Origin of the sequence: Streptomyces niveiscabiei (assembly GCF_033794345.1) — a bacterium.
GTDB lineage: Bacteria > Actinomycetota > Actinomycetes > Streptomycetales > Streptomycetaceae > Streptomyces > Streptomyces niveiscabiei.
The window spans coordinates 1-580 of sequence record NZ_JARAYJ010000128.1 but is presented as its reverse complement, the minus strand read 5'-3'; the positions used below and the strand labels follow the sequence as shown (position 1 = coordinate 580).

The 580-nt window shown below is 66.6% G+C and carries 1 pseudogene; it reads right to left on the bottom strand.

Features of this window, described 5'->3' with window-relative positions:
- Positions 1-580, bottom strand: a pseudogene (locus PV682_RS44185) (type I-E CRISPR-associated protein Cse1/CasA); the annotation flags it as partial.

Here is a 580-nt window from a genome sequence, read left to right as displayed (position 1 = left end):
CCGCAGGCCGTCCGTGCGGCTGTAGGTGAGAACGAAGCCTGCCAGAGAGGTCTGACAATCCGGGTCCAGAACGAGAATCAACTCCCCTGCCAGCCAAGGACATTCCTTGACCTGCCAGGCGGGGACCAGGAAACGCTCAAGTTCCGCAATGGTTCGGTCGGCCATGTACCACTGCTTGCTGAAGCGGCCCGGCAGCGTGAGCGCACTGGCTGCGACCGCCTTGCACGCGCGCGGACTCGGCATGAAGTCCTCGGGAAGCTCCAGACCGCCCCGTTTCCCGTCCCTGTCGTCGGACAGCCACGGTACGGTCGTCAGCCTTCCGTCGGCCTGTCGTTGGACGACCAGGACTTCCAACGTCTCGTCGCTGTCCCGAACTTGGGCACGGCCCTTGGGGCTGTCGTCCACGTCACCGGCCGAGGCCGCCAGCCACCCGTACACCGGGCGGCCCGCACGCCGCGCCGAGTCCAACAGGAAGGCGCCAGCCTTCTCCCGCTTCTCGACCAGCAACTGCTGGTGAGCGCGGTAGACATCCTTCAGCCGCTGCTGCTCTTCAGGCGAGGGATCACCGTAGGCGGCCTGC